Origin of the sequence: Mycobacterium hainanense (genome assembly GCF_041890355.1) — a bacterium.
Classification (GTDB): domain Bacteria; phylum Actinomycetota; class Actinomycetes; order Mycobacteriales; family Mycobacteriaceae; genus Mycobacterium; species Mycobacterium hainanense.
In genome coordinates, this window is sequence record NZ_CP169059.1 from 1,706,567 (window position 1) to 1,732,623 (window position 26,057).

The window sequence follows — 26,057 nt, forward strand, 5'->3', positions numbered from 1 at the left end:
CGCATGGCTAACCGTCCTCGCCTCAAGATCGACGGGGGCATCCCAATCAACTGGTCCGCGCGGCCGATGGGCTACGACGGCGGATGGACGCCCGAAGCCAGTTACGACCCGTCCCTGCCGCTGCGGCCGCGATGAAGGAGTTTCGCCAGTGAGCACCACCACGATGGACGACGCCGGGAAGTTGTTGGCCGACCCGCTGGCGTACACCGACGAGAAGCGGCTGCACGCCGCGCTGGCTCACCTGCGCGCGACCGCGCCGGTGTCGCGGGTCGAGGTGCCGGACTACAAGCCGTTCTGGGCGATTACCAAGCACGCCGACATCATGGACATCGAACGCGAGAACATGCTGTTCACCAACTGGCCCCGGCCCGTGCTGACCACCGCCGAGGGCGACGAGCTCCAGGCCGCGGCCGGCGTCCGCACCCTGATCCACCTGGACGACCCGCAGCACCGGGTGGTGCGCGCGATCGGTTCGGATTGGTTCCGTCCAAAGGCCATGCGCGCGTTGAAGATGCGCGTCGACGAGCTGGCCAAGATCTACGTCGACAAAATGCTGGCCGTCGGGCCCGAATGTGACTTCGTCCAGCAGGTCGCCGTCAACTATCCGCTGTACGTGATCATGTCGCTGCTGGGGATCCCGGAGGCCGACTTCGCCCGCATGCTCAAGCTCACCCAGGAGTTGTTCGGCAGTGACGACTCGGAGTTCAAGCGCGGCAACTCCAACGAGGACCAGATCCCGGCGCTGCTCGACATGTTCAGTTACTTCAACGGGGTCACCGAGGCACGCCGCGAACATCCGACCGAGGACCTCGCCTCCGCGATCGCTAACGCCCGCGTCGACGGGGAACCGCTGTCGGACATCGACACGGTGTCCTACTACCTGATCGTGGCCACCGCCGGTCACGACACCACCAGCGCAACCATCTCCGGTGGGCTGCAGGCGCTGATCGAAAATCCCGACCAGCTCGAGCGGCTGCAGGGCAACCTTGATCTGATGCCGCTGGCCACCGAGGAGATGATTCGCTGGGTCACCCCCGTCAAGGAATTCATGCGCACGGCGGCCGAAGACACCACCGTGCGCGGGGTGCCCATCGCGGCCGGGGATTCACTGCTGCTGTCCTACGTGTCGGGCAACCGGGACGAGGATGTCTTCACCGACCCGTTCCGCTTCGATGTGGGGCGCGACCCCAACAAGCACCTGGCCTTTGGCTACGGCGTGCACTTCTGCATGGGCGCCGCGCTGGCCCGCATGGAGGTCAACAGCTTCTTCACCGAGCTGTTGCCAAGGCTCAAATCCATTGAGCTGAACGGTGATCCGGAGTTGGTCGCCACCACGTTCGTCGGCGGTCTCAAGCACCTGCCCGTGCGTTACTCGCTGGTCTGAGTGGGGTTCAGCTCGCCACCCCTGTGAGGCCGGCTGCGGCGACGTCGACGCCGGAGAGAGCGGCCCGCTTACGGCGAGATCGCTACACTCCCCGTGGAGGGTCTCGCAATGACGCGCAGGACGATCGTCATCACAGGTGCCAGCGACGGCATCGGCGCGGCTGCGGCTCGTCGCCTCAGCCGCACCGGCGACCAGATCGTCGTGGTGGGCCGCTCCCAAACCAAGACCGCCGCGGTGGCCACCGAACTGAACGCGGACTACTTCGTCGTCGATTACGCCGACCTGTCCCAGGTGCGGGCCCTGGCGGACAAGATGCGTTCGCAATACCCGCGCATCGACGTGTTGCTCAACAACGCGGGCAGGATGGCCAGCAAGATCGAGCTGACGCCCGACGGCTACGAACGCACCTATCAGGTCAACTACCTGGCGCCGTTTTTGTTGACCACCCAATTGCTGGATGTGCTGATGGAGTCCCGCGCCACGATCGTCAACACCACCAGCTCGTCGCACAAGCTGATCTTCCGTGCCACCGTCGACGACCTGGAGAACACCGCCAGCCGCCGGCCGGCCGCGGCGTACGCGTTGTCAAAGCTCGCAATCGTGTTGTTCACCAAGGAATTACACCGTCGCTGCCACGCCGGCGGCCTTTCCGCCGCGGCCGTGCATCCCGGCAACGTCAACTCCAACATCGGCATTGCCTCGGGTTCGCGATTTCTCGTATTCATGCAGCGGTACACCCCCGCGGTGCTCTTCATCTCGACCCCGGACCAGGGCGCCGAGCAATTGGTGTGGCTCGCGTCCAGCGCGCCGGGTGCCGAATGGACGCCCGGCGAGTACTACGCGAAACACAAGGTCGCCACAGCCAGTCGACTGGCGGACGATCCGCGATTGGCCGCCGAACTGTGGGAGCGCACCGCGGCCAAGTTCGGCTGACGCCCTGACCGACGTGATATTCGATACTGAGTAGTATCCAACCGATACTGGCGGGTATGCTGCTGGACATGTCTCCTGTCAAGCCGCGCCGAACGCGCCCCACTCGCGACGAGGTTCGCGACCGGATCCTGGATGCGGCGTCCAAGGTGTTCGCGGCCGAGGGTTTCGCCGGCGCCACCATCGACGCGATCGGTCAGGCCGCGGGCTTCACCAAGGGCGCGGTCTACTCCAACTTCGAGTCGAAGGACGAGCTGTTCCTGGCCCTGCTCGACCGAGAGTTCGAGCAGCGCGGCGAACAGATCGCGATAGCGCTGGACCGCAGCGACGGTGACACCGCCGCGGCCGCGCGCGAGGTGAGCCGGTCGGTGCTCGACTCGGTCCGCGACCATTCCGACTACTACGTGCTGCTCGTCGAGTACTGGCTGCGCGCCCAGCGCGATCCGCAGCTTCGGGAACGCCTGATCGAGCGCCGCCGCGCCGCGGCCGACCAGGCGCTGCACATCGTCGAATCGACCGACACGGTGCCGGGCGACCGGCGGCTGACCGACATCGCCCAGCTCGTCGTCACCCTCAACCTGGGCGTCGCGATGGAAGAGGTGCTGCGCCCGGGAACCATCAACCCCGATCTGCTCGCGAAACTAGTCACCGCACTGCTGGAATCGATTCCGGTTTCCGGCGATTAGGGAAAGCCACACCATGGACACCAAAGACGAACCGGACAACATCGCACCGGTAATCGTCGCCGCCGGACTGGGGGTCGACGGTGAGCACGGGCCGCTGTTCTCGGGGGTCGACCTGGCCCTGACGCCGGGGTTTCATGCCATTCAGATGCCCGGGGGTCCGGGCCAGACAACGCTGCTGCTGACACTCGCGGGACGATTCAAACCGAGCCACGGCATGCTGAGCGTGCTCGGCGAAACAACCGCGCGCGCGATCCGCCGGCACTGCTCGATCGCGGCGTTCGACGACATCGACGACCTCGAGGAATCGGTGACCGTGGGAACGGTGTTCGCCGAGCAACTTCGGTGGCTGGCGCCGTGGTATTCATCGGTGCCGGCGCAATCGGGTTCGACCGAGCTGTCCGAGGTGTTCGGCGAAATACCTCCGCCGTCCCACGACACCTACATCGTTGAATTGTCAGACCTGGAACTGTTTTTGCTGCGAATCACCCTGGCGCTGCTGTCGAAGCGTCCAATCTTGGTGGTCGGCGACCTGGAACAGGTTCGTGACAATTCCCGGCGGGCGCTCGCCGCCGACAGGCTCGGTGTGATCGCCAAGCAGCGCACGGTGGTCGTCGGGGTGACCAACCCGCTCGGCATGGACGCGCCCGACCACGAACTACACGATCACCGCATTCTGACCGGAGAGGACTGAAGATGCTGGCTGGACTCGCCTTCGGCTCGGAAATCAAGCGTTTCGGCCGCAGCCGCCTGACGCGCGTGGCCATCGTCGTGCTGATGCTACTGCCCCTGGTGTACGGGGCGTTGTACCTCTGGGCGTTCTGGGATCCCTTCGGCCACACCAACAAGATGCCGGTGGCGCTGGTCAACTCCGACCGTGGCGCCGTCGTGTCCGGGCAGCAATTCAATGCCGGCGCGGAGATCGCCAAGAGCCTCACCGCGGACGGCGGGTTGGACTGGCACGTCGTGGACTTGGCCGAAGCGCGCAACGGAGTCGACCACGGCAAGTACTACTTCATGGTCGAGTTGCCGCCGGACTTCAGCGCGGCAATCGCATCACCGGTGACCGGGCAACCCAAGAAGGCCGACCTGATCGCCGTCTACAACGACGCCAACAACTACATCTCGACGAGTATCGGTCGCACCGCCATCGACCAGGTCCTCAACGCCGTATCCAGCCGGATTTCGGGCCAAGCCGTCAATCAGGTGCTGTCGATCGTGGTTTCGTCGGGATCCGGTATCAAGCAGGCCGCCGACGGGGCCGCTCAACTCGACGACGGCGCCGGTCAGCTGGTGTCCGGTCTGGACAACGCCCGGTCCGGCTCGGCATCACTTGCCGCCGGCGCCAAGCAACTGTCGGACGGAATCGACCAGGCCACCGACCCGCTGCTCGCGGTGGCCAAGGCGGTGTCGCAAATCGGCGGCAGCACGCAGCAACTGCAACAGGGCGCAACCGCGCTGCAGCAGGCCAACGACCAGATCGGCACCATCGCCGCGGCACAGGACGGCGCAGCGGATGCGCTGTCGCCGGTGATCGATCAGCTCGCCGCGCGTCAGGATCCGTTGGCGAACAACCTGCGCGGCATCCAGGATCAGCTGCGGGGCCATCAGTTCACGCCACAAATCCGGCAGCATCTCACCGACGCGCAAAACGCCGCGATCGCGATGACCTCCGGCCTGCGCACGCCCGGTAGCCCGCTGGGTTCGGCCCTCGACCAGGTCGGCAACAAAGGGCAGGAGCTGACGAACAAGCTCACCCAGCTCCGTGACGGGGCCCAGCAGGTGGCCACCGGCAACGCCGAGTTGGCAAGCGGCATAGTCAAGCTCGACGACGGGGCACACCAACTCAAGGGGGGGTCGGCCGAGCTGGCCGGCAGGCTCGCCCAGGGGGCCAACCAGCTGCCCAACTGGACGACCGAGCAAAAGGACGCCGTCGCCGACACCATCGGCGGTCCGGTGCAGCTCGAAGCCTCGCACGAGAACGCCGCACCCAACTTCGGCACCGGGATGGCGCCGTTCTTCCTCACGCTCGCCTTGTTCTTCGGTGCCTTGGTGCTGTGGATGGTGTTGCGGCCCTTGCAGAGTCGCGCGATCGCCGCGGAAGTTCTGGCGATTCGCGTGGTGCTCGCGAGCTACCTGCCTGCCGCCGCGATCGCGGTATTCCAAGCGATCATTCTTTACTGCGTGGTCCGGTTCGCCCTCGGCGTGCACGCCGTGCATCCGGTCGCGATGCTGGGGTTCATGATGCTGATCTCCGGCGCCTTCGTGGCCGCCACGCAGGCCATCAACGCGCTGGTCGGCCCGGCGGTCGGGCGTGTGCTGATCATGGCCCTGCTGATGCTGCAGCTCGTCAGCGCGGGCGGCCTGTATCCCGTGGAAACCACGTCACGGCCCTTCCAGGTGCTGCACCGCTTCGACCCGATGACCTACGGCGTCAACGGGCTCCGCCAGCTCATCCTCGGCGGCATCGACGCACGACTATGGCAGGCGATCATCGTGCTGGTCGGGATAACGGCTGCCGCACTGGCGATCTCCTGTCTGTGCGCGCGAAGAGATCGGGTCTGGAATCTCAGCAGGCTCATCCCTGCGATCAAGATGTAGGCATTCGTTCCGCGTCGACGATCGACGTTGCATGATGGTGGGCAAGCTCCGCGATCGAGAGGAAGCCCATGTTAGGTGTGCACCATTCGGCAATTTGCACCTCCGATGTCGAACGGTCGCTTCGATTCTGGTGCGACGGCCTGGGACTGAGCCAGTTGATGGATTACGACTTCGTCGGCGATTGGCCAGAACTGTTCGGCGCCGGGAGTGATCGGCTGCGATCGGTATTTCTCGGCGATCCGCAGACATCGGGCGGCGGGTTTGTCGAACTGGTGGAGTTGGCCGGTGCCCTTGAGGCACTGCCGGACTCGACCGCGTTACGGCACGGGTTCATGTTGCTCTCACTGCAGCGTGAAGTCGACGAGACGCTCGCCGCTCTGGCCGCATTGGGTTTCACCGACGGCGTGCGGCGCATCGACGTCGTGGCCCCGGACGGAAGGACCGTCGCGATGGCGGTGATCGAAGCGCCGGACGGCGTACTTGTCGAGCTGATCGGGCGCGCGAAATGAGCACCGCCCTGGTGACCGGCGGGGCGTCCGGAATCGGATTCGAAGTGGTTGCTCGGTTACGCGCCGTTGGTCACGACGTCGTGGTGTGGGATCTCGCCGATGCCGACATCGCTTGCGATGTCAGCGATTCGGATGCGGTGACGGCGGCGATGGACCAAACCGTGCGCGAGCACGGCGTGCCGACGCGGGTGGTGACCTGCGCGGGAATCGGTGCGTCGGGCTTGCTCACCGAGCAGTCGCCCGCCGACTGGCGACGAGTGCTGGAAGTCAACCTCACCGGTACCTGGCTGACGCTTCGGGCGGCCGCCCGAGTCATGATCGACGGGGGAGGGGGCGGTTCTCTGGTCGCGGTCTCCAGCATCAGCGGGACGATCGCCGATCGCGATATGGGCGCGTACTGCGTGTCGAAAGCCGGGGTGGACATGCTGGTGAAGGTCGCAGCAGTGGAGTGGGGTGCCCACGGCATCCGGGTCAACGCGGTGGGGCCCGGCGTCACCCGAACCCCGATGCTGCCCAACCCCGAACAACTGCCCGGCTGGGTCGAGGGCATGTCCGAACGCACGGCCCTGGGCGGGCTGGGAGCGGCCACGGACGTGGCCGGGGCCATCGTCGGTGTGCTCGAATTGCCTTGGGTGACCGGTCAGGTCGTGCACGCCGACGGTGGTCTGGGCCTGCACAGCCCGATCGACGCCTACTGCCAAGTGCAGCGATTGCGCAGGCTCAGCCGGCCCGACCCAGCATCAGCGTGACCTGGCGCAGCAGCGCGGTCCGAAATTTGTCCGCCGTCGGGTTCCGAAAGTGCAAGGTCCGAGGCACCATGGCGCCGGCAAGCCAGACCAGCACCAGGTCGACGACCTCGTCGGGGCTGGCGATCGGCGCGAAGGCCCCCGAGTCGCGGCCCTCGGTCACCGCTTTGACGAACGGCGCGCGGTAGCGCGCCCAACCCTCCTCGCTGTAGTCACGCAATTCCGCATCGCGCATGCTGGACCGCCAGACCTCAAGCAGCAATTGATGATTGCTCACCGGAGTGTTGAGATTTCGATCGATCATGGTGACCAGGCGATTCCACGGATCCCGCTCCGCCTCGGCGACGGCCTCAAGCGCGACCGCCTCTACTTCGGTGGCGTGCCTGATGGCCTCGATGAGCATGTCCTCACGCGACCCGAAGTAGTTTTGCAGCGTGCTGATGGCCACACCGCTGGCCGCCGAGACATCGGCGAAGCGGGTGTTCTCGTACCCGCGTTCGGCCAGAACGGTTGCGACCGTCTCGGTCACCTCGATTCGACGCGCTCCGCCCGCCCGGCGAGTTCGCCGCTGCATAGTCATGGCTGTATGGTACGGCTATACCGACAGTTTGCGATCGCATTCACGCCGCGCCGTGGGGCGGGATGTTGTGGTTGAGCCGAAACCTGTTGTGCGGGTCGTAATTCGTCTTGACCACCCTGAGCCTGTCGTATACCTCGGGATCGTAGGCCTTCCGCGCGCGTTCCTCGGTCGCGTCGCTGGGGCCCTGAAAACTGGGGCTAGCCATCTCGTGGAGCCACGGCTTCAGCGCTGTGAGAAGCTCGGCACCACACTGCATGTGGTGCACCGGTTCGCGCCCGGGCGGCACGACGGTCAGACCGAAGAGGGCAAAGGCGGCGTCCCGCGCACCAACGGCGTTGGGGAAAGGCGCCGGCCTGCCGAACGCGCCTTGCAGGTGTCGGATGTCAACGATGTTGATGGGACTGCCGGAGTCCGGGCCGACGACATCGACGATCGCGGCGACGGTGTCTTGGGTCAGCTCCCGGAGCAGGCCGAAGTGTTCGACCGCGGCCGAGGGATCCGTTGGATCATTGCTGATCGACGCGAATTCGGTGTAGGGCATGCTACGGACGGTGTCCGCCAGCGCGGGCGTGACCCGGCGCATCGGATCGATCAGCCGGGCCCCGACAGCGCCATCTCCGGCGAAGGAGACGCGCAGTGAGATGGTCAGCTGCCCCTGCATGAAGGGCGGAAGGCCGGGCAGGGGAGGCAGATTCAGCAGAGCCAGGCTGGTCGTCAGCTCGTTGGGCGCCGTGGCCGTGAGCTCCCGGTAGGCGTCCAGTACCTGCCGGGCGTGCCGGCCCGAGTAGAAGATGGATCCCGCGTAGAGCGTCGTCACGGGAAAGAGGGAGAACTCCATCGCCGTCACGACCCCGAAGTTGCCCTTGCCGCCCAGCAATGCGCCGAATAGGTCGGCTTCGGAGTGCGGGGACACCCGGCGCAGCCGGCCGTCGCCGGTGACCACGTCGATGCGGGTGACATGGTCGGCGGCCCAACCGTATTTGCGTCCCATCGTCAGGCTGGCGCCGCCACTGAGGGTGTAGCCGACGACGCCGACGCCGGGCGAGGACCCGGGCAGCGGAGACAGTCCGTACTCGGCGGCGGCTTCCACCAGCGCGCCGAACCGCACTCCGGCGTCGACTCGCGCCAAGCGGGTGTCGGCGTTGATCGCGATGCCGGACATCCTTCTCGTGGTGATCATCAGCGTGTCGCCGTCGGCGGCGAGCGATGGTCCGTGCCCGGTATTGAGGACGGCGATCTTGAGGCCGTGGCGCGCCGCGAACCTCACCGCCGTCGACACATCGCCGGCACTGGCCGCGCCCACCACGACCGCGGGCCGATGCTGCACCGCCGTGTTGAAGACCGCCACTTCCTGCGCGTAGCCCAGGGTCCTTTCCGTCTCGACCGGGCCCTGTACGGCCGCTTGCAGTTCAGAGAGTTCGGCGCTCCACGATGCCATGGCAGTCCTTTCGATAGGTACCATGATACGGTATCACCATACCGATTGCTCGATCGGCGGTTATGGGCCAGATCACAAGAAGCGAGGGTGCGGGTGTATCGGGGAACGCGACGCGGGTGGCGCAGACCAGAGCGGCATGAGGACGAATTCGCCGGAGCGATAGTCCGGAATCTCATCTCCTCGGCGGCCCTGCTTGCGATCGCGGCATGGCTCGCCTGCGCGCTGATCGGATCCGGGCAAAAAGCACCCACCGGCGTCGACTACGAAGTGGTAGCGCAAACCTCAACCGAGGGAAGAACATTCGTGGTTCGCGATACCACGATTGCCCCCGGTGGTGCCATAGGTTGGCACTGGCATCCAGGCACCGTCATCGCGGTGGTGAAGCAAGGTACCTTGTACCACAATGGCAACGACTGCACCGTCGATGGCATCTACCGGCCCGGCGACTCGTTCATCGAGCCCAGTGGCCCCGCCCATGTGCACGATGGCCGCAATCACGGAACGACTCCGGTAGTGCTCGAGTTGCTGTTGATCGATCCGGTGGGCACGTCACCCGCGGAGCCCACTGACCCACCGCGAGCCTGCAAATGGCGTCGACCGGCGATGCTTCACTCGATCCCGTAATCGATGATGCCCCTGACGATCTTTCCGTTCCGGAGATCGTCGTAGGCGTCGTTGATTTCGTCGAGGCGATAGCGCCGGGTGATCATCTCGTCGAGCTGGAGCTGCCCGGTCTCATAGAGCCGGGCCAGCCGGAAGACGTCGGCCCTCGGGTTGCAGGAACCGAACACGGTGCCGGCCAGCGTCTTGTTCATCAGGATGAAGTCCTGCAGATCGATCTTGACTGACGAGGTCATCTGCGAGGTCATCCCCGTGAGCACACAGGTCCCGCCCTTGCGGGTGAGCTTCACCGCGTCGCGCACATCCGTCGGCGTGATCAGCGACGGCGAAACCACGACCGCATCGGCCATCACGCCATAGGTCAACCCACGCACCAGGTCCAGCGCCTCTTCCGCCGTCGCGGCGGTGTGGGTGGCGCCGAACTGCAAAGCCGACTTCTGTTTGAATTCAACGGGATCCACCGCGACGATCTGCGCGGCACCACCGACCCGGGCGCCCTGAACCGCGCCGGTGCCGATGCCGCCGACCCCGATCACGACGACGGTATCGCCCACCCGCATGTTGGAACGGTTGGCCACCGAGCCGAACCCGGTCGGGATGGCACAGGACAACAGGGCGCTCGGCGCAAGTGGCAGATGGGGCTCGATCTTCACAAGCGAATTTGTCGACACGACAGTATGTTTGGCGAACGCGCCAACTTTGGCGATGTGGCCCAACGGCTTGCCCTCGGCGGTGTGGTGGCGGAAGGTACCGTCGGTCGGCATGCCGGGCGTCATGACGCTGGCCCCCATGTCGCAGATGTACTCCATGCCGCTGGCGCACCAGCGGCACTGCCCGCACACCGCGACGAACGACATCACGACGTGATCGCCGGGCTCGAATTCGGTGACACCGTCCCCGACTTGACGCACGATGCCCGAGCCCTCGTGACCACCGATGGTCGGGAACATGGTCGGCAGCCCGAGCTTCCGCAGCGTCTCGTTGGGCGCAGCCATGTCGCCCTTGAGGATGTGGTCGTCCGAATGGCACAGGCCAGCGGCGGCCATCTCGACCAGAACTTCCCCCGCCCGGGGCGCGTCGAGCTCGAATTCCTCGACGGACCACGGGCCGCCGACGTCGTGCAGGATCGCTCCTCTAGTTTTCAAGCGGCTCCCCTATGCGGCCGGAGAGAAGGTGACGGGAAGTTTGTTGGGGGAGCGGAAGGTAAGCCCGACGATCTTGGACTCCAAACCGGTCCCGTCATCGGCCACGAAGGCCAGCTCCTTGACGCGATCGAACAGGCTGTTCAGCATGACCTGCGTCTCGAGTCGCGCCAGATGCATGCCGAGGCACATGTGTATGCCGCCGGCGAACGCGATGTGCGCCTGGCGCGGCCGGCGGATGTCGAAGGTGTTGGGATCGGCCCAGCGGCCCTCGTCGCGGTTGGCCGAGCCAATGCACATGTCGATCTGCGCGTCGGCGGGGATTGTCTTGCCGCCGATTTCGACCTCTTCGGTCGTGGTCCGCATGACCATGGTCAGCGGGGTTTCATAGCGCAGGCCCTCTTCGATGGCCATCGGGATCAGCGACCTGTCCTGGTAGACGAGCGCCAACTGCTCCGGATGGGTCAGCAGCAGGTAGAGCAGGTTGCCCGACGAACGGTAGGTGGTCTCCAGTCCGGCCGGCAAGAGCAGGCGCAAAAACGCGATGATGGCCTCGTCGCTGAGCTTCTCGCCGTCGATTTCGGCGGCCACCAGGTCCCCGATGATGTCATCGGTGCGCTTGCGCCGCCGTTGCTCGACCTGATCGAGGAAGTAGCCGTGCAACTCCGCGGCGGCGTTGAGCCCGGCGACGATGTCGGTGGGGATGGAGATGAGGTCGAGGGACAACCGTCGGAAGAGGTCGAGATCCTCAGGGGGCAGCCCGAGGAGCGTGGAGATGATCCGGGTGGGGAACTCGAACGTCACCGCCTTGACGAGGTCGGCCTGCCCGTCGTTTTTGATTTCATCGACCAGTTGGTCGCACACCGGTCCGATGACCGACGGCTCCCAGCGTTCCAGTGCGGTGGCGCGGAAGGCCTTGGCCACCAGGTTGCGGTGATCGTGGTGTTCTTTGCCGCCCATCGCCAGGATGGTATGGCCCATCACCAAGCCGATCGTCTCGTCGTACTTGTGGGAGCTGAAAATCCGGTCGTCGCGGAACGCCTGGAACAGGGGGTCGTAACCGAACAGCACCCACTCGTCCTTCGGTCGCAGTTCTTCCGGCATCTGCGAGTGGTCCGCCAGGGCGCCGTGCCACACCGGTTCCGTGCGCCGCATGTACTCGAAGAACGGGTAGGGGCTGCTCTCGCCGGTGAAGTCGAGGGTGACGGGCTGGTTGGCGTTATCGGTGCTGAGCGTCATCAGCGCTCCTCCTGAGCAGCCGGTAAGCGGATGGGTACGGCGGGAATATCGCTATCATAGTATAAATAGCAAGTAAGCCCAACGGGCTTGTCGTGGTTACCGTAACGGGCACAGTATTGATGCTGCGTGGCGTCGAAGGCGGTGAGGCAAATGCCCGAGCGGCGATTCGTATGCGCGCTGGACGAGCTGCCGCCCGGCGAGATGAAGCTGGTCGACGTCGGCAAATTCGGTGTCGGCGTGTACAACGTGCGCGGCGAGCTTTACGCGATCGTCAACTACTGCTCTCACGAGGGCGCCCCGTTGTGCCTGGGTTTGATCGGCGGCACCAACGAGTTCGCCCCGGACGAACCTGGCGGGCTGCGCCGCGTCCGCGACGGTCAAATCGTCCGATGCCCTTGGCACAACTGGGAATTCGACATCACCACCGGGCAAAACCTCGCCGACCCCACGCGCCGCGTCCGCACCTACCCGGTCGACGTCACCGACGGGGAGGTGTACCTGACCGCATGAACCCCACGATCATTGACGCCAATGTGCAACCGCATTTCCGCTACAACGCGGAGATCAGGCGCTATCTGCCCCCGGCCCACCAGTTGCGCTCGATTCCCGACGTCGAACAGCAGTGGTACCAGGCGCCCGGCGGCGACTACCGGCACGACCTCTACGGGGAGCACTACCCGGGATCGGATCCGGAGACGGTCGGCCGGCACCTGTCCGAACACGGTGTCGAGTACGCCATTCTCAACCCGATGACCCGCGGCAACATCGCCGACTATCTGCTCAACAGCCGCATCTGCGCGGCGGTCAACGATTGGCTGCTCGACCGTTGGCTCGAGCCGGACTCCGCGGACCGGTTCCGGGGCACCATCCGCGTCAACCCGGAAGACCCCAAGGGCGCCGTCGCGGAAATCGAGCGGCTGGCCGATCACCCCAAACTGGTGCAGGTCGGCGTCCCGATGCAGTCTCGCGAGCCGTACGGCAAACCGATGTTCGAGCCGATCTGGGAGGCCGCCGCCGCCCATGGCCTACCGGTTGCGGTGCACATCAACGGCGGCAACGGCGTCGACTATCCGCCGACTTTCGCCGGGCACGCCCACACTTATCCGGGATACGCGGCGTTCATGCCGCTGAACTACTTCGTGCACCTGGCCACCCTGATCGTCGAGGGCGTGTTCGGCAGGCATCCCGGCCTCCGGTTCGTTTTCGCCGACGGTGGTTACGACATCCTCACCCCGTTGATCTGGCGGCTCGACACCTTCTGGGTTTCGATGCGCGATCAGACCCCATGGGTGGACCGCTATCCCAGCGAATACCTGCCCGGCCACGTCCGGTTCTGCTCCTCGGCGTTCGACGGGCCGACCGACGCCGCCGACGCGCAGCGCTGGATGGAGTTCACCGGCAAGTCCGACCTGCTGATGTACGGGTCGGCGTATCCGCACTGGTCCACGTCGCCACCCGAGAGTGTCGCCGACGGCCTCGGCGCCTCTCAGCGCGACAAGGTGCTGTGGCGAAACGCCAGCGAGCTGTACGGATTGAAGGAGCGTGTCCGATGACGACAATCGAGCGGGTCGACTCCGCTGACTCGTTTAGGGGTCAAGAAGACGAAATAGCGGTCACCATCGTCGACACCGACGTGCACCCGCTGCCCGTCTCGACCGAGGTGCTCAAGTCGTACGCGGCGCCCGAATGGGTGGACAAGATTTGGCCAACCGGCAACGCCGTTGCCCCGGTGCCCCATTTTTACGACACACCCGACTCGTACAAGACGATGTCGCTGCGGCTGGACGCCGCGCCGCCCAACGGTGGAGTCGCGGGCAGCGACCCGGAATTCGCCGCCAAGCAGTTGCTGCTCGACGCCGGCGTCAGCATCGCGACGCTGGAACCGATGTGCGACGCCCAACTGCCCCAAGCCGAACACGCTCTGAAATCCGCCTACAACGACTGGCTCGCCGACGTCTGGCTGGACAAGAACAACCGGCACGGCCGGTGGCGCGGATCGATCAGCGTCAGCGCCCAGACGCCCGAGCACGCGGCGCGCGAGGTCGAACGCTGGGCGGGGCACCCGTACATGGCCCAGGTGCTGATGACGCCCCAGACGCGCGGGATCCCCTTCGGCAACCCGCATTTCGACCCGCTCTACGAAGCAGCAGCGCGCAACGGATTCCCAGTGGCCACGCATTTGATGGGGCAGACGCCCTTCGAGCTCATCCCGCTGTATCCGGTTGGCAATCCGGCACATTGGCACGACTTCTTCGCGTCCTGGCCCCTGCTCTACGTCTCGCACCTGATGAGCATGGTGTTCGACGGCGCGTTCGACCGTCACCCCGACCTGCGGGTGGTGTTCGTCGAAGGCGGCTTCACGTGGGCGATGCCGGTCATGTCGCGGATGGACCGCATCTGGGAGGCCCGCCGCGGCGACCTGCCGCACGTGCGCCGCCGCCCGTCGGAGTATGTGCGCGAACATGTTCGGTTCACCACCCAGCCGCTGGAGGACACCGACACCGTGCAGTTCCGGGAGTACCTGGAGATGATGGACCTAGGCGACAACCTGATGTTCTCGACGGACTACCCGCACTGGAGCTACGACGCGCCGTCCTACGCGATCAACCGGTTGCCGGCCGACCAGCGCGAGCGGATCATGCGCGGCAACGCGACCGCGCTGTATGGGCTACCGGCGACGGTCAAGGCGCTCCCCGGAGAACGCTGAGTCGGGGCCAACGGCCCCAGCACCAGCGACACGCACCTCGTTTTTCACCGCACCGAATCACAGGTCTACCTTGAAAAGAAGGTTTCCGGCACGTCCCGCGCCGCGACCGAACAAGCCGACGAGCCCGGAAGCTGAGAGGGTATGACACAGACGAATCTGACGCGCCCGCAGGGCCTTACCCGAATCGACCCGGTGCTCCGGGAGGCCGCCACCGCACTGGGCGTCGTCGAATTCCGCTCCGAGACGCTGCCCGCCGAACGCGAACGCGCCAGCCGGCTCGCCGCCGAGCGTGCCGCGGCAGTCGACACCGCCGACGTGGCCATCGAGAGCCGCACCATCACCGGCCCGGGCGGTCACCAGCTCGATCTTCGTCTTTACCGGGGTCCCAACCTCGATCGGGCCGAGGCGGGCTCCCCCCTCGTCCTGTACGCCCACGGCGGAGCCTTCGTGACCGGAAACCTGGACACCGATCACGCGCACTGCGTGGAGCTGGCCAGGGAAGGCGGTTGCCTGCTGATATCGGTCGACTATCGGCTCGCGCCGGAGCATCCCTGCCCGGCGGCGTTGGACGACGTCGAGGCCGGCTTCTACTACGCCATCCGCAATTGCGCCGAGCTGAACGTGGACGTCAACCGCATCGCGGTGATGGGACGCGACGCCGGTGCCGCGCTGGTCGCGGGCCTGAGCCAGCGCATGTTCGATGACGAAGGCCCGCCGATCCTGGTGCAGATTCTGCACCAGCCGATGCTCGACTCCGACGCCACCCAGTCGCGGCGCGAGTTCCAGCGCACGCCTGGTCTCAACGGGCCGGCGGTGAGCCGGGCATGGGGTCATTACCTCGGGCACGCGAGCGCCAACGGTCAACACGTACCCGCACACCGGGCCAACCTCGAGGGCCTACCGCCCACCTTCATCAGCTGCGCGGAGATCGATCCGTGCCGCGACGAAGCCATCGACTACGCGAACAGGCTGTTGCATGCCTACGTGCACACCGAATTGCATGTGATCGCAGCGGCATTCAACGGCTTCGACTCGTTGGTTCCCGATTGGGTTGTTTCTCAGGAGAACCGGGCGCTGCACGCGCGCTCGCTGCGCCGTGTGTTCGCCATGTAGCGGTGCGTTATCGAGGGAACTCCGGTAGCTCTTACCGTAGCGCTCGTTGCTAGGATCGAAACGCCGGCGATTCCTCCACGAGAGGCACCATGACGACACTCGACTCTCCCGAAAAGACGCTGTTTACCTCGACAACACAAGCCTTCCTGGAGAAGGAAGCGCCGTTGCGCCGCGTGCGCGAGCTGCACGCCGCGGGGGAGTCCTTCGATCCGGCGTGGTGGCGGCGCGCCGCGGACCTCGGTTGGACGAGCCTGCTGGTCCCCGAGGAGTTGGGCGGCGGCAGCGTTTCGGACAGCGGTTTGGCGGATCTGGCGCTGGTCGCCGAGCAGCTCGGCAAAACCGTGGCGCCGGGACCCTTGTATCCGGTTAGTGTCGTGCTGGCCGCCCTCGTCGAGTGCGCGGACCGGCAGCCGCACGTCGCCACCATCGAGGCGTTGATGTCCGGCGAAACCGTGGCGTCGTGGGCGGTTTCGGAGCCCGGCCGCGGGTGGGCTCCGCTGGACCCGTCGGTGACGGCCACCCCCACCGATTCCGGCTACCGGATCGACGGCAGCAAGGATCGGGTCGAGGCGGGCGCGCAGAGCGCGGTGCTGCTGGTGGTGGCGCGTTGCGGTGACGAGATCCGCCAATTCCTGGTCCCGACGGATGCGCCGGGTGTCACGATCGTCCCGCAACAGTCGGTCGACATGGTCAAGCAATACGCCCGGGTGCGGTTCGACGGCGTCGTGGTGGAGCGATCCGCGGCGGTCGGCACCGCCGCCGAAACGGCCGCGCTCGTCGAGCGGCAGGGGCAGATCGCGCAGATCCTGCAGTGCGCCGAGGTGGTCGGCATCCTGCAGACGGTGTTCGACCTGACCGTGCAATGGGCGCTGGATCGGCACACCTTCGGGCGGCCACTGGCGTCCTACCAGGCCCTCAAGCACAAGTTCGCCGACATGAAGCTGTGGCTGGAAGCGTGCCGCGCCACCACGGCCGCCGCGGTCGCCGACGTCGCGGCCCATTCACCCGGGGCGGGCCTGTCGGCCAGCATCGCCAAATCCTACGTGGGTGAGATGGCCGGCCAGATCGTCCAGGCTTGCGTGCAGATGCACGGCGGCATCGGCGTCACCTGGGAGCACGACCTGCATCTGTATCTGCGCCGGGTCACGTTGTACCGCTCCATGTTCGGGACGCCGGAGGAACACAACCTGCGGGTGTACGAACACGAGAAGGCGGGTCGTTGCAACCCATGACGACCGAATCCGTTGCCGACTTCGCGGCCCGGGCCAGGGTATGGCTGGCGGACAACATGCCTCCCATCGACCCGGAGTCGCCCCCGCCCGCCCCGCGCGACGACGAACGCTCCTGGCTTCGGGCCCGCGAACTCCAAAAGCGGTTGTACGAAGGCGGATTCGCCGGGATCTGCTTTCCCCGCGAGTACGGTGGCCTCGGGCTTGACTACGAGTATCAGCAGGCCTTCGACGCGGAATCCCTCGCCTACGAGATGCCGCTGATTCTCAACACCCCCACGTTCACGATCTGCTGTGCCACGCTGCTCGACACCGGCAGCGAGGAGCAAAAGAAGCGGCATATTGCCGCGGCGCTGCGCGGTGACGAGGTGCTGGTGCAGTTGTTGTCGGAGCCCAGCGGGGGATCCGACCTGGCCGGGGTCCTCACCCGGGCCGAACGTCACGGCGACCGCTGGGTCCTCAACGGCGCCAAGACGTGGAGCACGAGCGCGTTCGCCGCCGACTACGGGCTGTGCCTGGCCCGCACCAATTGGGACGTGCCCAAGCACGAGGGTTTGACCATGTTCCTGGTGCCCATCGCTCACCCGGGAATCACCCTTCGCCGCATCACGATGCTGAGCGGTTCCACCGAGTTCTGCGAGGAGTTCCTCGACGGGGTGGACGTCGGCGACAACGCCGTCGTCGGGGAGGTCGACGGGGGTTGGGCGGTGGCGTCGCGCCAGCTGTACCACGAGCGTCGCGCGGTGGGGCAGGGCTCCGAGTTCGCCAGCGGAAGCGGCAGCGAGGGCGGCAACACCGTTCCCGTTGACTTCGTGAGCCTGATCGAGAAGACCGGCCAGGCCGGTGACCAACGCGTGGAGCAGCTGGCCGGCCGGGCGCTGGTGCAGCGTGCGGTGGCCGAGCAGCTGATCGGCCACGTCTACCGCAGCGTCCGGGACGGCGTGCTGCCGCCCGCCGGTGGCACCCTCATCAGGCTGTTCCACGCCGAGACCGTGTTCGTCAATGTCGACACCGCCATGGCGATCGCGGGAAGCGCCGGCGTTGTCGGTGAGCCCGGCGAAGGCCTGGAAACCGGGCTGCGCTACCTATCCCGCCAGACCGTCGCGATGGGCGGTGGCACCACGGAGATGGCTCGCAACGTCATCGGCGAGCGGGTGCTGGGCTTCCCACGCGAGTTCGCGGCCGACCGCGGTGTGCCGTTCAAGCAGGTGCGGCACGGCCAGCGTTCCGATCGCCCCTAGCCTTCCGCGACGAGATTCTCGGCGAGCCCACCGGCGACGGGTAGCTGCACCAGCGACAGACAGGCGTGCGGTCGTTCCCTGTTGAGGTCGAGGTCAAAGAATTAAACCAGGTTTGTTTGTATTTACTCAGTAGGGGTATCACGCGCCCATGGTCAATGTCGTCCCAGCGCGGTTGACCGCGCTCTGGCGAAGCATCTGGTCCGCACCGGTGCTCGCCTTCAACGGTTGGGTCGCCTTCGACCTGCCGCGAACGGTGACCGCGCTGGGTGGCGGGCTGCTGGTGGGCTTGGTGGCCGTCCACGCCTACGTCTTCGCCACGCTCTCGCCTGCGGCACCCTGGTACTTCGCCGTCTATGCGGCCCTGCTGGTGATCGGTTGCCTGTCCGCGGTGACGGCGATGGTCTTTGCCCTCAAACCCCGAGTGCCAGAGGCTGGCTGGTACGTCGGGAGTTTGCTCAGCCTGGCCTTTCTCACCGTCTACCTGATCAGCCGACGGGTCACCCTGCCCGGGCTCGACGCGGTGACGGGCCGATGGGATTACGCCCCGGGCACATTCGCCTTTGGGTTCGCCGCCGCCTTCCTCGCGGTGCACGCGACCGTGTTGTCGGGGGTCAACGTGGCCTACCCGCAACGGCAACAGTGGTACGACTGAGGAGAGCTCAGGCATGACGACGCTCGACTACCCGGCGTGGCTGCGAGTCGACCACTGGCTCAACGTCCTGTTTGTCACGCTGATCATCCGCAGCGGCATCGAGATCCTCAGCACGCACCCCAAGTTGTATTGGCACGACGACAGCAAACCCGGCAGCGAATGGGCGCGCTTCACCCGCAAAGTGATGCCCCGCCACCGGCTGTACGACACCCTCGACGAAGAAGAGTCCTACAGCTCGTTGATCGCATTGCCCGGTCACAAGAAATTGGGCATGGGGCGCCATTGGCACTTCTTTTCGGTGATCGGCTGGGTCCTGCTCGGACTGTCGTACTACGTCCTGCTTTTCGCGACGGGTCAATGGCATCGGTACTGGCCCTATTCATGGTCGATCTTTTCCGAAGCCGCCAACGACATCGTCACCTACATGTCGTTCAACCTGCCGCCGCTGCTCCCCGGCGAGCCGTTCGACGCCATTCAGAAGCTGACCTATGCCGGCGTCGTTTTCATCCTCGCGCCCTTCCAGATCATGACCGGGGCGGCGCAGTCACCTGCGATCGAGGCGCGCTTCCCGTGGTACGTCCGGATGTGGGGCGGCCGGCAGTGGGCCCGAAGCCTGCATTTCCTGGGGTTGCTTGCCTTCGTGGCGTTCATCGTGATCCACCTGTCGATGGTCTTCTTTTGGGGCTGGGGTCGAATGACGGCGTCGATCATCTTCGGCTCCGTTCGCAACATCAACTGGGCGACGGCGCTGTCGCTGATGATCATCGGCGCGATCATCGCCGTCCATGTCGCGGCCACCCGATGGAGCCTTCGCCATCCCACTCAAGTGCATCGCATCCTCGGCGCCGTGGTCACCCGCGTCCGGCTGCTCTTGCTGCGCCCGCTGAACTCGCGGCAGGACTACCCGGTACGCAAGTTGACCAAAGATCACCGAGTCAACGGAAAGCCGCCTGCCAGCACCGAATACAAGGTGATGGCGGTCCACAACTTCGTCGACTGGCGGCTACCGGTCGGCGGACTCGTGGAGAACCCGGTGACCTTGGACCTGGCCGCACTGCGGACGCTCGCCGAGCGGCAAACGCAGCGGACGATGCACAACTGCGTGCAGGGCTGGACCAGCATCGGCGAGTGGAGCGGAATTTCGCTGGCTAAGCTGGCGGATCTCGTAAAGCCGCTGCCGCAGGCCAAGTACATCTGTTTTCTCAGCATGCAGGACACCGGGCGTGACGAACCCGCGGCGGAGACACCGGGGGGCCAGTTTTACGAAGTGATGGACCTCGAACTCGCCTACAAGCCGCAGACGCTCCTGGCATACGAGATGAACGGCCGGCCGTTGCCCATCAAGCATGGTGCTCCACTGCGGCTGCGGGTGGAGACGCAGGTCGGTTTCAAGATGGTGAAGTGGATCAACGGGATCGAGTTCGTCAACGACTATTCCGGCATCGGTCACGGCCTGGGCGGGTGGCGTGAGGACCACGTGCACTACGACAAGGACGTGGAGATTTGACATGACCGACCACGACCCGACCGTGCGGCCGGAGCTCATCGAGCTGAATTCCGCTGCGCGGCATCGCGTGCTGGAAAATGTCGCCGCCAAAGGGGGCCACTGCGATCGGTGCGGCGGCACCGACTTCGACGTCGGCCACGCCCTGTACCTTGGATTCCTGTTCCTCAACGAGGACGACGACGCGTACATGGTGGCGCTGACATGTCGCAATCCGGATTGTTCGAAGCCGCGCACCGGGATCGTGTTGCCGGAGAACGGTTTTCTCAATGACGGCGCTTCGCGGGACGCGACCGCATCCTGAGACGACGCCGCTCCTTGGCCGTCGCGGCCCTATCGTCCGATAGCAGAGGGCGCGGCAGTCCCAACCGCTCGGCCAGATCGGAAACCCTGCGGAGGTCCGCGCACAGCGATTCGAACCGGTGCCGGTCCGCGTCGTCGAGCAGGCCGAGGGAGCTGTAATGGAGCAGCCGGGGCAGTCGGCCCGCCAGTGCCGCACCCCAGCGGACGCTGAAGTCGTAGATCTCGCCCTCGTCGACCGGATCGTTCCGCCCCAGCGTTTCGAGTGCCTGGATCTGGTCGGCAAGGAGTTCGACGTCGGCGTCAATCGTGACCGGCGCCCGGTCCTCCGATGCCACGCTCATCTGTGCTCCCATCGGTCTCACCGCCGATCGCACATCGACAGCGTGTCGTATACCCGGCGCCGGTCGTTTACACGCGACATCCGCGGGTACCGCCGGTCGCGGGGCGGTCCCGCTGACCGCGTCAACGCAAGGAGCAGTGCGATGGGTGACCTACTGCTGCAGTTTTACAATGGATGGCGCCCGGCGGCCTACGCGGCACTCAAGGCGCTCGCGTTGTTCATCACCGCCGCAGCCGCTTTCCGGCTCATGCTGCGACGCACCATCGCCGAATTCACGCCGTTCGACTGGGTCACCGCGGTCGCGGTCGGCGCCATCGTCGGACGCACGGCGACGGCCGCCGACACGTCATGGCTTACCGGGGTCGCCGCCCTGCTCACCCTGATCGGCGCCCACGACCTGGTTGCGCGCCTGCGCTTCAAGCCGTGGGTGCGCCGCCTCGTCGACCCACCGGTACGGGTGTTGATCAGCGACGGCGAAGTGGACGAGAGAAACCTCAAGCGGTGCAGGCTAACTCGGGGAGATCTGGACGCGATACTGCGCCAACACGGTCACCGAACTCCCGAACACGTCCGCCTCGCCTTGTTCGAGACCAAGGGTGTTGTCTCCGTCATCGCCGACGGTGACCCCGCCGAGTGACCAATCAGGCGGAGACGGGTTTCTTCGCCGGCGCGGAAACCTTCATCAGTTTCATCAGGTTGCCGCCCATGATCTTGGCGATGTCCGTCTCGTCGAAGTCGGTCAGCTCGTCAACGAAGGAGATCGGGTCCTTCAGGCCTTCGGGGTGCGGCCAGTCGGAGCCGAACAACACCCGGTCCGTGCCGACCATCTTGACGATCTCGGTGAACCGGTCCTCCCAGAACGGGGTGATGTAGACACAGCGCTTGAACGCCTCGATCGGGTCTTCGCTGAACGCCTGCGGCATCTTCTTGTAGACGCCCTTGAGGCCCTTGAACAGGTCCGGCACCCAGTCGGCGCCGTTCTCGATGGACAGGATCCGCAGCTCGGGGTTGCGGGAGAGCGCGCCGTGGCACACCAGGGCGCCCATCGCGTCGAGGATCGGCCGGTGGCCCATCACGAAGCTGCGGAACGGGGTCGGCTTGAACGGCAGGAACTCGTCGCCCGGTTCCCACACATTGGCGAATTCGGAGTAGCCGCTGTCCGAGGCGTGCATCGACACGGGGATCTCGGCCCGGATGCACGCCTGCCAGAACGGGTCGAACTCCTCGAGGCCGAACGACCTGCTGCCCTTGTATCCGGGCACCGGCGCCGGGCGCACCAGGACGGTGCGGGCGCCGCGCTCGAGGACCCATTCGAGTTCTTCGAGCGCGCGGTCGACGATCGGCAGCGTGATCACCGGGGTGGCGAAGATGCGGTCGGAGTAGTTGAACGACCACTGCTCGTACATCCACTGGTTGAGCGCGTGGATGACGTCGTGCGTCATCTCCGGGTCGTCCTTCATGCGCTCCTCGACCAGGCTGGCCAGGGTCGGGAACATCAGGGCGTAGTCGATGCCGAGCTCGTCCATGACCTCGAGCCGCGCGCCGGGTTCGCGGAAGGCGGGGATGGCCTTCATCGGCTCGCCCAGGATCTCGCGGTAGCTCTTGCCCTGCGCGCCGTTGCGGAAGTAGTCCTCCTGGGCCCCGGGCCGCGCCACCACCTCGAACGTCGGGTTGGGGATGTACTCGCTGATGTGGCCGCGCACCACGATCTTGGTGCGGCCGCGGACCTGCACGTAATCGATGACGCGCTTGCGATTCTCCGGCAGGAACTTGGTCAGCGCCTCCTGCGGCTCGTACATGTGGTTGTCCGCGTCGAACACGGGGAAGGAAAGCTCGCGAGACGGCATGGCGATCTCCTCGGGAGAAATCTCGGGTTCTCAGTAGGTGGTAATGACGTTACCACTTTGGCCTCGTCGCGTGTAGCGCCCGCCGGGATCGCTCGCCACGCCGGTCACGCTGGCGTGACGCTCGACGTCGACTGCCACGCTGGTGCGACGTCCGGTGCGGCCGGCTAGGCGTTCGGCCAGTCGGGGAGCGCCGGCGTCGTTCCGTTGATGACGGCGAAGTTCACGGTCGCCGTCGCGACCAGCTCGTCGTCGGCGTCGCCGTAGATGTCGACCTGCATCACCATGGCCCGCCGCCCGGACCGCAGCATCCGGGGCACCGCGTATGCGGAGCCCTGCCGGATCGGCCGCAGGTAACGAACGAAGAGGTCCGCGGTCGTCATCGTGGTGTCCGCCTGCAGGTAGCCCAGCCCGAACTGGCCGCCCGCCACATCGACGAGCGTCGCGATCAGGCCGCCCTGCAACGCGCCGGAAGTGTTGACGACGGCCGGGCTGACCGGCATCGTCATCGCGAACTCGCCGTTGCGGGTCCCCGGCCGCACGCCGATCTGGGCGAACAGCTCGGCCAGCGACGGCGAGCTCGATTCTTCGTCGCTGTCGCGGATGCCCAGGGCGCGACTGCAGAACTCATACAGTTGGCCGACATCGACCGGCGCACCGTTCAATTCCGTTCCCAGCCAATGCAATCGCTGCGCGCCCATCACGGTCTGCATGACGATGGCGGCCGCCGCCCCGACGTCCAGCCCCGGGTTGAAGACCCCCTCGGTGATGCCCTGCCCCACGATGTCGTGGATCAGTCGATGCAAGGGCGAGAGCACCCGGGCGTAATCGCGGGGACGGGTCTCGGCCAGATGCTGGTTGTAGAGGGTCAGCGCGCGGTTGAGACTGTCTTGGGTGCTCGATTCGGGCTGTTGGCTGATCCGGTCGATCACCAGCTTGAGCGCCGCGGTGCTGTCCAGCCCGTCGGTCTCGGCGCGCCAGGCCTGAACCGATTGGGCGATGGTCCGGTCGAACAGCGCCAGCAGCAACTCGTCCTTGGTGCTGAAATGCTGGTAGAAGGCGCGCAGCGAGGTCTTGGACCGGGCGACGACCTCCTGCACGGTGAAATCGGTGCGTCCGGTTTCGCCCAAGATCTCGACCGCCGTCTTGATGAAGCGGTCGCCACGGGTCACTTCGACGTCGTCGCCAAGGTCTGCCATGAGCGCTTCGTCCCCTTCCTCGGCGCGGTGCTCGCGCTATGAGAATGAGGTTACCGCGAGCCCGCAGGGCATCGGAGGAGCCAGAGCCACCGGGCGGCACACGTTTCCGGCCGGCGCGGTGGCGCGGCGCGTCGTCGCCGCGGCTTTGCTGGAAGAATCTGCTCTACCAGCCACGATTCGGGGATTAGGCTGCTGGAATGGCGGTGAGCGAGTCCATCCGGACCCCGATCCTCACGGGCGGCAAGTACGGACGGATTGAGTTGGCGGGCATCAGCAACGAGGAAATCCACAGAATGTGGGAACGGTTGCACCCCTTGGCGCCCGAAGAATTTGCCAAGCGCGCGCTACGCGCCGTGTTGCGTGGAGACGCGATCATCGTGGTTCCCGCGTGGTGGAAGGCGTTTTGGTACCTTGAGCGGCTCTCGCCGGCATTGTCGATGCGGGCCGCCAAAAGCATGCTCAAGCGCGCTCGAGGAATGGAGCGCGCCTCGGCACCGTCGGCGGGTTGACGATCGGCCTGACGGTTACGGCGAAACCGCGATGGATTTCGTCTCCAGATAGCTGTCGATGCCCTCAGGCCCCAGTTCGCGACCGTATCCGCTGCCCTTGACTCCGCCGAAGGGGGCGAAGGGGTCCATGGTGTAGCCCTGGTTTACCCCAAGGGTGCCGCTGCGCACCCGCGCGGCTATCGACAACGCGCGGTCGGTGTCGCTGGTCCACACCGATCCGGCAAGCCCGTAGTCGGAGTCGTTGGCGATCGCGACCGCATCGTCCTCGTCGCCGTAGGGGATGACGGTAATCACGGGGCCGAAGATCTCTTCGCGGGCGATCCGCATGGTGTTGTCGGCGGAAGCGAACAGGGTGGGCACGACGTACCAGCCGCGGTCAAGTCCGTCGGGCATCTCGGTCCCGCCGGTGACCAGCCGCGCGCCTTCGTCCTGGCCGGCGCGGATGTAATCGCGCACGCGCTGCTGTTGGCGGCGTGAGACGAGCGGGCCCAGCTGGGTGCCGGGATCGGTGGGATCGCCGACCCGCAGGGCGGTCATCTCGGCGGCGAGCGCGTCGACGTACTCGTCTTGGTGTTGGCGGGGGACCAGGACGCGGGTCAAGGCATTGCAGATCTGGCCGCTGTTCGACAGGCTGGCCGATCGGACGCCGGCGGCGACCACCTCGGGCGCGGCATCGTCGAGGATGATGGCCGCCGATTTGCCCCCCAGCTCGAGGCTCACCTTCGTGAGGTTCGCCGCACAGGCGGCCGCGACGGCCCGCCCCGCCGCCGTCGATCCCGTGAACGACACCTTGTCCACCCCGTGGTGGGATACCAGGACTTGACCGACGGTGCTGTCGCCGGGCAACACGCTGACCACGCCGGGGGGTAGCTCGATCTGTTCCAGCATCTCGGCCAAAAGGACTGCGTCCAGCGGGGATTCGGGCGCGGGCTTGAGCACAACGGCGCAGCCGGCGAGCAGTGCGGGCACCAGTTTGGTGGCAATGAGGAATTGCGGCATGTTCCACGGCACGATCGCGGCGACCACGCCGACGGGTTGCTTGTGGACCTGCACGTCGGTGCCGAAGAAGCCGCGGCGCGTCTCCTGCCACGTATGCCGCTCGGCCAGGTCGCAGAACGCGCGCATCATCATCGCCGGCAGCCCGACCTGGGCGCGTTTCGAAAAGGTGATGGGAGCGCCGATTTCGGCCGTGATGACCTCGGCCATTTCCCCGCGCCGCTGGTCGTAGGCGTCGGCGAGTCGCCGCACCGCCGCAATCCGCTCGGCCGGCTCCGTCCGGCCCCAGGGCCCCTCGAGCGCCGCGCGGGCGGCGCGGATCGCCGCGTCGACGTCCGCCGGTCCGGCGGCAGCCACTTCGGCGATGGGTTCCTCGGTGTGCGGGGAGATGACTTCGAACGCCTCCGCGTGCGAGTGCACGAAGCGGCCCGGCGCGATCCGCGCCCCGAGGTCTTGACTCATCGAGGACTCCCCTTCGGCAGTATCAACTACTTGCGATTATGCGGTCGAGCATATACCGTCGGGCCGGGCGGAGCCCCTACGGGAT

The 26,057-nt window shown here is 66.1% G+C and carries 28 protein-coding genes; 20 read left to right on the forward strand and 8 right to left on the reverse strand.

Annotated features, from left to right (window positions below; all coding sequences use genetic code 11):
* Positions 1–3 precede the first annotated feature (3 nt).
* From ACEL92_RS08145 to ACEL92_RS08180, 8 genes are all read left to right on the forward strand, one after another.
* Positions 4–135: a hypothetical protein gene (locus tag ACEL92_RS08145; RefSeq protein ID WP_374025099.1), complete on the forward strand. Its 132-nt coding sequence runs from the start codon at positions 4–6 to the stop codon at positions 133–135.
* A gap of 28 nt (positions 136–163) precedes the next feature.
* Positions 164–1,384, forward strand: coding sequence for a cytochrome P450 (locus ACEL92_RS08150; protein ID WP_374026126.1), 1,221 nt, complete (start codon positions 164–166; stop codon positions 1,382–1,384).
* A gap of 108 nt (positions 1,385–1,492) precedes the next feature.
* On the forward strand, positions 1,493–2,317 hold the full coding sequence (locus ACEL92_RS08155; protein WP_374025100.1) for an SDR family NAD(P)-dependent oxidoreductase: 825 nt from the start codon (positions 1,493–1,495) through the stop codon (positions 2,315–2,317).
* 56 nt (positions 2,318–2,373) lie between these two features.
* A complete protein-coding gene (locus ACEL92_RS08160) occupies positions 2,374–3,000 on the forward strand; it encodes a TetR/AcrR family transcriptional regulator (protein WP_374025101.1) in 627 nt (208 codons plus the stop codon).
* Positions 3,001–3,013: 13 nt separating this feature from the next.
* A complete protein-coding gene (locus tag ACEL92_RS08165; RefSeq protein WP_374025102.1) occupies positions 3,014–3,691 on the forward strand; it encodes a hypothetical protein in 678 nt (225 codons plus the stop codon).
* 2 nt (positions 3,692–3,693) lie between these two features.
* Positions 3,694–5,598 carry a YhgE/Pip family protein gene (locus tag ACEL92_RS08170; RefSeq protein WP_374025103.1) on the forward strand — a complete coding sequence of 635 codons (1,905 nt, stop codon included), beginning with the start codon at positions 3,694–3,696 and terminating at the stop codon, positions 5,596–5,598.
* 68 nt (positions 5,599–5,666) lie between these two features.
* Entirely contained in the window at positions 5,667–6,107 is a 441-nt protein-coding gene (locus ACEL92_RS08175; protein WP_374025104.1) for a VOC family protein, read from the forward strand.
* Positions 6,104–6,856: an SDR family NAD(P)-dependent oxidoreductase gene (locus ACEL92_RS08180; protein ID WP_374025105.1), complete on the forward strand. Its 753-nt coding sequence runs from the start codon at positions 6,104–6,106 to the stop codon at positions 6,854–6,856. The genes ACEL92_RS08175 and ACEL92_RS08180 overlap by 4 nt, the downstream gene beginning before the upstream one ends.
* On the opposite strand, the gene ACEL92_RS08185 is transcribed toward ACEL92_RS08180, so the two are convergent.
* Both ACEL92_RS08185 and ACEL92_RS08190 read right to left on the reverse strand, forming a co-directional pair.
* Positions 6,828–7,433: a TetR/AcrR family transcriptional regulator gene (locus ACEL92_RS08185; RefSeq protein ID WP_374025106.1), complete on the reverse strand. Its 606-nt coding sequence runs from the start codon at positions 7,431–7,433 to the stop codon at positions 6,828–6,830. The two genes, ACEL92_RS08180 and ACEL92_RS08185, sit on opposite strands and share 29 nt — an antisense overlap.
* 40 nt (positions 7,434–7,473) lie before the next feature.
* Positions 7,474–8,871 (reverse strand): FAD-binding protein, encoded by a 1,398-nt coding sequence (locus ACEL92_RS08190; protein WP_374025107.1) that lies wholly within the window; start codon positions 8,869–8,871, stop codon positions 7,474–7,476.
* Between the two features lie 87 nt (positions 8,872–8,958).
* On the opposite strand from ACEL92_RS08190, the gene ACEL92_RS08195 reads away from it, so the two are divergent.
* Complete coding sequence (locus ACEL92_RS08195) at positions 8,959–9,495, forward strand: cupin domain-containing protein (RefSeq protein WP_374025108.1); 537 nt, start codon at positions 8,959–8,961, stop codon at positions 9,493–9,495.
* Here ACEL92_RS08195 and ACEL92_RS08200 read toward each other — a convergent pair.
* Entirely contained in the window at positions 9,480–10,637 is a 1,158-nt protein-coding gene (locus ACEL92_RS08200) for a Zn-dependent alcohol dehydrogenase (protein WP_374025109.1), read from the reverse strand. The two genes, ACEL92_RS08195 and ACEL92_RS08200, sit on opposite strands and share 16 nt — an antisense overlap.
* A 9-nt stretch (positions 10,638–10,646) precedes the next feature.
* On the reverse strand, positions 10,647–11,873 hold the full coding sequence (locus ACEL92_RS08205) for a cytochrome P450 (protein WP_374025110.1): 1,227 nt from the start codon (positions 11,871–11,873) through the stop codon (positions 10,647–10,649).
* 150 nt (positions 11,874–12,023) lie between these two features.
* Here ACEL92_RS08205 and ACEL92_RS08210 point away from each other — a divergent pair, with 150 nt between their 5' ends.
* The 9 genes from ACEL92_RS08210 (at position 12,024) to ACEL92_RS08250 (ending at position 20,623) form a co-directional block, all read left to right on the forward strand.
* A complete protein-coding gene (locus tag ACEL92_RS08210; protein WP_374025111.1) occupies positions 12,024–12,383 on the forward strand; it encodes a Rieske (2Fe-2S) protein in 360 nt (119 codons plus the stop codon).
* On the forward strand, positions 12,380–13,426 hold the full coding sequence (locus ACEL92_RS08215) for an amidohydrolase family protein (RefSeq protein ID WP_374025112.1): 1,047 nt from the start codon (positions 12,380–12,382) through the stop codon (positions 13,424–13,426). The genes ACEL92_RS08210 and ACEL92_RS08215 overlap by 4 nt, the downstream gene beginning before the upstream one ends.
* The gene (locus ACEL92_RS08220) at positions 13,423–14,580 is read left to right on the forward strand and encodes an amidohydrolase family protein (protein WP_374025113.1); all 1,158 of its coding nucleotides are present in this window, start codon (positions 13,423–13,425) and stop codon (positions 14,578–14,580) included. The genes ACEL92_RS08215 and ACEL92_RS08220 overlap by 4 nt, the downstream gene beginning before the upstream one ends.
* A 141-nt stretch (positions 14,581–14,721) precedes the next feature.
* Entirely contained in the window at positions 14,722–15,693 is a 972-nt protein-coding gene (locus tag ACEL92_RS08225) for an alpha/beta hydrolase (protein WP_374025114.1), read from the forward strand.
* Positions 15,694–15,782: 89 nt separating this feature from the next.
* Positions 15,783–16,925 (forward strand): acyl-CoA dehydrogenase family protein, encoded by a 1,143-nt coding sequence (locus tag ACEL92_RS08230; RefSeq protein ID WP_374025115.1) that lies wholly within the window; start codon positions 15,783–15,785, stop codon positions 16,923–16,925.
* Positions 16,922–18,163, forward strand: coding sequence for an acyl-CoA dehydrogenase family protein (locus ACEL92_RS08235; RefSeq protein ID WP_374025116.1), 1,242 nt, complete (start codon positions 16,922–16,924; stop codon positions 18,161–18,163). Before ACEL92_RS08230 ends, ACEL92_RS08235 begins: the two co-directional genes overlap by 4 nt.
* Before the next feature lie 148 nt (positions 18,164–18,311).
* A complete protein-coding gene (locus ACEL92_RS08240) occupies positions 18,312–18,815 on the forward strand; it encodes an oxidoreductase (RefSeq protein WP_374025117.1) in 504 nt (167 codons plus the stop codon).
* Positions 18,816–18,828: 13 nt separating this feature from the next.
* Positions 18,829–20,322, forward strand: coding sequence for a molybdopterin-dependent oxidoreductase (locus ACEL92_RS08245; RefSeq protein WP_374025118.1), 1,494 nt, complete (start codon positions 18,829–18,831; stop codon positions 20,320–20,322).
* Position 20,323: 1 nt separating this feature from the next.
* Positions 20,324–20,623 (forward strand): hypothetical protein, encoded by a 300-nt coding sequence (locus ACEL92_RS08250; protein WP_374025119.1) that lies wholly within the window; start codon positions 20,324–20,326, stop codon positions 20,621–20,623.
* Here ACEL92_RS08250 and ACEL92_RS08255 read toward each other — a convergent pair.
* Positions 20,586–20,963: a hypothetical protein gene (locus tag ACEL92_RS08255; protein ID WP_374025120.1), complete on the reverse strand. Its 378-nt coding sequence runs from the start codon at positions 20,961–20,963 to the stop codon at positions 20,586–20,588. The genes ACEL92_RS08250 and ACEL92_RS08255 overlap by 38 nt on opposite strands.
* A 141-nt stretch (positions 20,964–21,104) precedes the next feature.
* Between ACEL92_RS08255 and ACEL92_RS08260 the strand changes: the two genes are divergently transcribed.
* Positions 21,105–21,599, forward strand: coding sequence for a DUF421 domain-containing protein (locus ACEL92_RS08260; protein WP_374025121.1), 495 nt, complete (start codon positions 21,105–21,107; stop codon positions 21,597–21,599).
* Between the two features lie 4 nt (positions 21,600–21,603).
* Here ACEL92_RS08260 and ACEL92_RS08265 read toward each other — a convergent pair whose 3' ends face one another.
* Positions 21,604–22,809: an amidohydrolase family protein gene (locus tag ACEL92_RS08265; RefSeq protein ID WP_374025122.1), complete on the reverse strand. Its 1,206-nt coding sequence runs from the start codon at positions 22,807–22,809 to the stop codon at positions 21,604–21,606.
* Between the two features lie 164 nt (positions 22,810–22,973).
* Positions 22,974–24,005, reverse strand: coding sequence for a hotdog fold thioesterase (locus ACEL92_RS08270; protein WP_374025123.1), 1,032 nt, complete (start codon positions 24,003–24,005; stop codon positions 22,974–22,976).
* A 197-nt stretch (positions 24,006–24,202) separates the two neighbouring features.
* Between ACEL92_RS08270 and ACEL92_RS08275 the strand changes: the two genes are divergently transcribed.
* The gene (locus tag ACEL92_RS08275) at positions 24,203–24,514 is read left to right on the forward strand and encodes a hypothetical protein (RefSeq protein WP_374025124.1); all 312 of its coding nucleotides are present in this window, start codon (positions 24,203–24,205) and stop codon (positions 24,512–24,514) included.
* 15 nt (positions 24,515–24,529) lie between these two features.
* Here ACEL92_RS08275 and ACEL92_RS08280 read toward each other — a convergent pair whose 3' ends face one another.
* Positions 24,530–25,972 (reverse strand): aldehyde dehydrogenase, encoded by a 1,443-nt coding sequence (locus tag ACEL92_RS08280; protein WP_374025125.1) that lies wholly within the window; start codon positions 25,970–25,972, stop codon positions 24,530–24,532.
* Between the last annotated feature and the right edge of the window lie 85 nt (positions 25,973–26,057).